The organism is Actinomadura rubrisoli, from assembly GCF_004349215.1.
Classification (GTDB): Bacteria; Actinomycetota; Actinomycetes; order Streptosporangiales; family Streptosporangiaceae; genus Spirillospora; species Spirillospora rubrisoli.
The window spans coordinates 1-5,420 of record NZ_SMKU01000487.1 but is presented as its reverse complement, the minus strand read 5'-3'; the positions used below and the strand labels follow the sequence as shown (position 1 = coordinate 5,420).

General features: G+C 72.5%; 4 protein-coding genes. 3 read left to right on the top strand and 1 reads right to left on the bottom strand.

Going from position 1 to position 5,420, the window contains the following annotated elements; genetic code table 11:
* The 3 genes from E1298_RS43635 to E1298_RS43625 all read left to right on the top strand — a co-directional run.
* The coding region (locus tag E1298_RS43635; protein ID WP_131903260.1) for an SseB family protein at positions 1-2,873 on the top strand (2,873 nt) is incomplete at its 5' end.
* Positions 2,870-3,238 (top strand): hypothetical protein, encoded by a 369-nt coding sequence (locus E1298_RS43630; RefSeq protein WP_131903259.1) that lies wholly within the window; start codon positions 2,870-2,872, stop codon positions 3,236-3,238. The genes E1298_RS43635 and E1298_RS43630, both read left to right, overlap by 4 nt.
* 131 nt (positions 3,239-3,369) lie before the next feature.
* Complete coding sequence (locus E1298_RS43625; RefSeq protein WP_131903258.1) at positions 3,370-4,404, top strand: hypothetical protein; 1,035 nt, start codon at positions 3,370-3,372, stop codon at positions 4,402-4,404.
* A gap of 4 nt (positions 4,405-4,408) precedes the next feature.
* Here E1298_RS43625 and E1298_RS43620 read toward each other — a convergent pair whose 3' ends face one another.
* Positions 4,409-5,260 (bottom strand): TrmH family RNA methyltransferase, encoded by an 852-nt coding sequence (locus E1298_RS43620; protein WP_131903257.1) that lies wholly within the window; start codon positions 5,258-5,260, stop codon positions 4,409-4,411.
* Between the last annotated feature and the right edge of the window lie 160 nt (positions 5,261-5,420).

The following is a 5,420-nucleotide window of genomic DNA, read 5'->3' as shown; positions in this document are numbered from 1 at the left end:
CGGCGCCTCCCGAAGCGACCGCGCCCGCCGCGCCGACCGCGCCCGCCGCCGCGCAGCCGCTGCCCGGCGAGGACGACGGCGCGCCGTGGGAAGAGCTGCAGGAGCAGCATCGCGAACTGCCCCGGGAAGAGCTCCGGCAGGAGTTCCAGCCCGCCAACGAGGTCGAGCGGGAGCTGCTGCGGGCCGCGGCGAACAACGACCACGACCTGTTCCTCCAGACGATGGCGGGCGCCGAGGTGCTCCTGCCCATCCCCGAGGAGATGGACTACACGCTGCGTCCGGGCCGTCCCGGCTTCCCCTGGCAGACCAGGGAGGCCGACGGCGGGACGGTGGTCCCGGTGTTCACCTCGCCCGAGCGCCTGATCGAGGCGGCGCGGGCGGCCGGGGGCGGCACCGAGTACATCAAGCTGCCGTTCACCGTGGTGCTGCGCTACTGGCCCGACCACGAGTGGTTGCTGGCGATCAACTCCGGCTCTCCCGCGGGCGGGACGATCCTGGCGCAGCAACTGCCGGGTCTCGCCCGATGGGCCGACCAGCGCGCCGCGCAGCGCATGACCGACGGGTTCGAGCCGCAGAACGACGTGGAGCAGCGGCTCCTCGACGCGGCGCGGCGGCGCGACACCGACACCTTCTTCAAGGTGCTGCTGGGCGCGCAGGTTCTCGTCCCGGCCGACCCGGAGACACCGTGGGGCATCGCGCCAGACGACGCGGACTTCCCCTGGCGGCCGGTGAACGTCCACGGCCAGGTCTCCATCCAGCTGTTCACGTCGCTGAAGTGGATGAACGAGGCGATCGGGTCTTCGCGGTTCGTGATGCCGAGCCTGCTGGAGATGGTGTCCGCCTGGCCGGACGTCACCTGGACCCTGGTGCTCAACCCCGGCACGCCGATCGACGCGACGATGCCGGGCGAGCAGGTGCGGGCCCTCAGCGGCCCGCCCCGGAACGTGCCCGCGGAGCCCACCCCTGCCGATGCGCCCAGACCACCGGCGCACGCCGCCTCCCCCGCGCCCGAGATCCCGTCCGAGGCCGACGTCTCTCCAGCGGCCGCGACGCCCACACCCCCCGCAACGCCGGACGTGCCCGTAGCCCGAGCCATCCCCGCAACACCAGACACCCCATCGCAGGACGTCCCATCACACGACGTCCAGGCCCAAGGCGTTCCAAAGCAGGACGTCCCGGCGCGGGATGTCCCCGCGCAGAACATCCCGGCACAAGACGCCCGACCAAAGGACGATCCGTCCCAAGGCATCCCGGCGCAGGACATCCAAGCGCAAGGCGTCCCGACGCAAGGCGTTCCGGCGCAGGACAGTCCGGCGCAAGACGTCCCACCGCGAGACGCTCCGCCCCAAGGCGTTCCGGCGCACGACGCCCGAGCGCAGGACGTCCCGACCCAAGGCGTTCCAGCGCAGGACGTCCCGACACCGGGCGTTCCGACGCAAGGCGTTCCAGCGCAGGACGTCCCGACACCGGGCGTTCCGACGCAAGGCGTTCCAGCGCAGGACGTCCCGACACCGGGCGTTCCGACGCAAGGCGTTCCGGGGCGGGACGGTCCGGGGCGGGAGACGCGCGATGGTCCGGCCGCCCTTGACCCGTCCACCGCGTCCAACGCGCCTGGTGCGCGGGACGTGCCCGAGCCGGTGGAGAACGTCCAGCCGGCGCGTCCCGTGGAGCCCGAGTTCGAGCCGGGCAACCGGATCGATCAGGAGCTGTACGAGGCGGCGCTGAGCGGCGACTCCGACGCGTTCCTGCGGGTGCTGCTGGCCGCGAACGTGCTGGTGCCGATCCCGCAGGACGCGCCGCTCGAAGTGACCCCCGTGCAGCGCGAGTTCCGCTGGGAGGCGTCGCTGCGCGGCGAGGCGGCGGTGCAGGTCTTCACGTCCCTGGTGCGACTGCGGGAGGTGCTGCCGGAGTCGCGGTTCGTGTACGCCGACTTCCGGGAGCTGATCGGCTCGTGGCCCCGCGAGGAATGGGCGATGCTGCTCAATCCCGGCACCCGCATCGGTGCGTCCCTGCGCGGCGAGCAGGTGCGGTCGCTCAGCGAGTGGGCGGTCCGGGTCGGGCTCGTCCAGCGCAGGCCCGAGGCGCCGCCGCCGCGCGAGCCGTCCCTCGGCGAGCCGTCCCCGCAGGCCACGGTGCAGGACGTGGGGGCGCCCGAGTCGTTCGCCGCGCCTCAACAGGCGGAGACGTACACGGAGAGCCCGGCGCCGCAGCCGCACGCGAACGCGCAGCTGCACGCGAACGCCCAACCGTACGCGGACGCGGACGCGTATTCCGATGCGCAGCCGTACGCGAACGCGCGTCCCGTACCGCAGACCGCCGCCGACCTCGACGCCGATCGCGTCCTGCAGCCGACCATCATGCAGAAGGTCGTCCCGCATGGGCACGTCGGCTGGTACCTGGAACAGGGGTACGACCGGGTGGGCGGCTTCGTGCACCCCACGGGCGACGTCACCGAGCTGCAGACGCCCATCCAGCTGTACGAGGCGCTGGGGCTGCTGTACGAGGACTCCTCGTTCTCGCCCGCCGACGAGGGCGTCTACGTCATCCGGTGGCCGGCGTACTGCCCCGACCTGTACCGGGTCCCGTTCGGCGGACGGGACGAGGACGAGATGGCCACCTGGGGCGAGGCCGGATGGGTGATCGAGCGCCCGCCGTTCCTCGGCACCGGGTTCGCGCCGGGCAGCGCGGGCTCGATCCGCGAATACAAGGTCGACAGCGTTCGGCTCCCCTACGGCGCGGAGATGTACTACCTCGGCAACGATCGGTCTGAGCGCTTCATCGCCATGTACGACCCGGACAGGCTCGCCTGGCTGCGGCCGGACGCGGCGACCGGCCCCGACGGCTGGGACGGGCGGACGGAGGCGGCCCAGTGATCCGGGACGGCTACGTCGCGCGCTGGCTCGGCCGCGACTTCGAGGCCGCGCCGGGTGCCGACGGCGAGATCCGGCTGTACGCGCCCGAGCCGACCGACGGGTTCGAGGAGCTGCGCGCGGGACGCTTCCGGCGCGTCGTCCCGGCGTCGGAGATCGAGGATCTGCGGTACATTCGCACGACCTGCGTTTGGCGCGGCGAACGGTTCGTGATAGTGGGTGAGCACGAAACCTGGTTGAGGGTCGAGTACGCCGGGGGACGCGCCCCCGTTGCCGAAAGGCTCGGGCTCGACCGCATCGACCAGGGGATCTGGCAAGCTTGGGCACCCGGATCGGAGATCGAGGACCTCCGCGAGGAGTTCATCTGATCGACAAGGCCGGGCCACCGGGGTTGATTTGAGCCGTAAATCCGTGTTCGCATGATTCCGGTGACGGCCCCAGGGGTACGGCCATCCGAGGCTCAGGCGCTCAATGGCGATGCGACGGAGGTGCGGCGGCGGTGGTCTCACGATCGGCGGTGAAACCGATCTGCGTAGGACTGGGCACGGCGGCGGTGCTCGCCGCGGCCTCCAGCTCCTCGACAGCGGGCACGACGCCGACCCCCAGCCCGCCCACCAATACGTCCAACCCCACTGACCCGGTGGTGACCCCTGCCCTGTCGGTGGTGGTCACCGCGGGCGGTCCCACCACAGCGGGCCGGTCGATTCCCTTCACGACGACGGTCACCACCAACGCCGGTGTCGCGACGGACGTCCATGTCACCGCCGTCAAAGTGACCGCGTCCAACAAGGCGGTGAAGCCGACCGTCACGGAAGGCTGTCCGCCTCCGGCGCGGGCGGACGCGTGCACTCTCGGCAAGGTGACCGACAAGGGCAAGGTTCTCACGTCCTATGTCACCGTCCCGAAGTCCCTCAAGAAGCCGATCACGGTGACGCTCAAGGTCACGGTCAAGGGCACGCTGGAGAAGAAGGCGCAGAGCGACTCTGACGGTGCCTCCGCGACCTTCAGGCCCATCGTCAAGCCGCCGCCGCCCAAGAAGCCCAAGCCCTCGAAGACGCCGTCTCCGTCGCCGTCCAAGACGGCGGGGGGCGGAGGGTCCGGCGGGAACTCGGGCAACAACGGTACGGGCGGCAGCGGCAACACCGGGACGAGCGGTGGCGGGAGCAGCACGGGCAGCGGAGGGACCGGTTCCAGCGGCGGCGTCCTTCCGTCGCCGAACTCCTCGTTCAACAACCAGAACCCGCAGGTGGCGCTGCCGCCGATCGCGGCGCCGAGCCCGTCGGTCGCGCCGAGCCCGAACGCCGCCGCGCCGGAGAGCCGGTTGCGGGGCAACCAGGCGCCCGTCGCGCAGGACCTCACGTTCGAGCGGATGGCCAGCACGCAGATCGCCTGGCTGGCGGCGCTGCTGGTGGCGTTCTCGCTGCTGCTGACCCAGCTGCGGCTGGGCCGCCGGAACTCGGCGGCCGCCGACGCGGCGGCGCGGCGCGCGAGGGGCACGCACCGCCGCAGCAAGCGGGGCATGTTCGCCAAGTGAGCCGTCAGCCCTGAGCGAGGGTGTGACAGACGATGGCGGCGGCCGCGACGACGTTGAGCGAGTCGACGCCCGCGGCCATGGCGTCCGGGCTCATGCCGATGCGGACGGCCTCGTCGGCCTCGTGGAGCCAGCGGGACGACAGGCCGCCGCCCTCCGAGCCGAGCAGCAGGGCCACGCGGCCGTCCAGCGACGCCTTCTCCAGCGGGACGGCCGACTGGTCGGGGGTGAGGGCGAGCAGGGTGAAGCCCGCGGCGCGCAGCCTGCCGAGGTCGCCGTGCCAGTCGGTCATGCGGGCGTACGGGATGGCGAACACGGCGCCCATGGAGACCTTCACCGCGCGCCGGTAGAGCGGGTCCGCGCAGCGCGGCGACAGGACGACCGCGTCGACGCCGAGCGCGGCGGCGCACCGGAAGATGGCGCCGACGTTCCCGTGGTCGACGAGATCCTCCAGGACGAGCACGCGCCGCGGCGGCCCGGCGGCGGCCGCGGCCGCGCGTCCGGCGGCGCCGGAGACGAGGGCGTCGACGGTCGGGAGCGGCAGGCGTTCCAGGGACGCCAGGGCGCCGCGGTGGACCTGGAAGCCCACGAGGTCCTCCATGGTCGCGTCGTCGGCGATGTAGACGGGCGCGTCCAGGCCGTCCAGGAGGTCGGAGAGCGGCTCGGCCCAGCGTCGCGCCATGAGGAGCGAGCGGACGGCGTGCCCGGCGCCGACCGCGCGGCGGATCACCTTCTCGCCCTCGGCGACGAACAGGCCGTGCTCGGCCTCCAGGCTCTTGCGGAGGTTCACGTCCCGGAGCCGGACGTAGTCGGCGAGTCTCGGGTCGGCGGGGTCGGAGACGGGAACCAGGCGGGCCATCCCCCAATTCTGCCGGGGGCCGCGTGGTGCCGCGTCCGGGGCGGCAGGGGTCCCGCGAGGGTCCTGCGAGGGTTCCGCGAGGGGCCGGGCAGGGGCCCGGGCTGTCTCTTATACACAACTGACGCTGCCGACGATAAGGCTCGTGTAGAGCTCGGTGGGC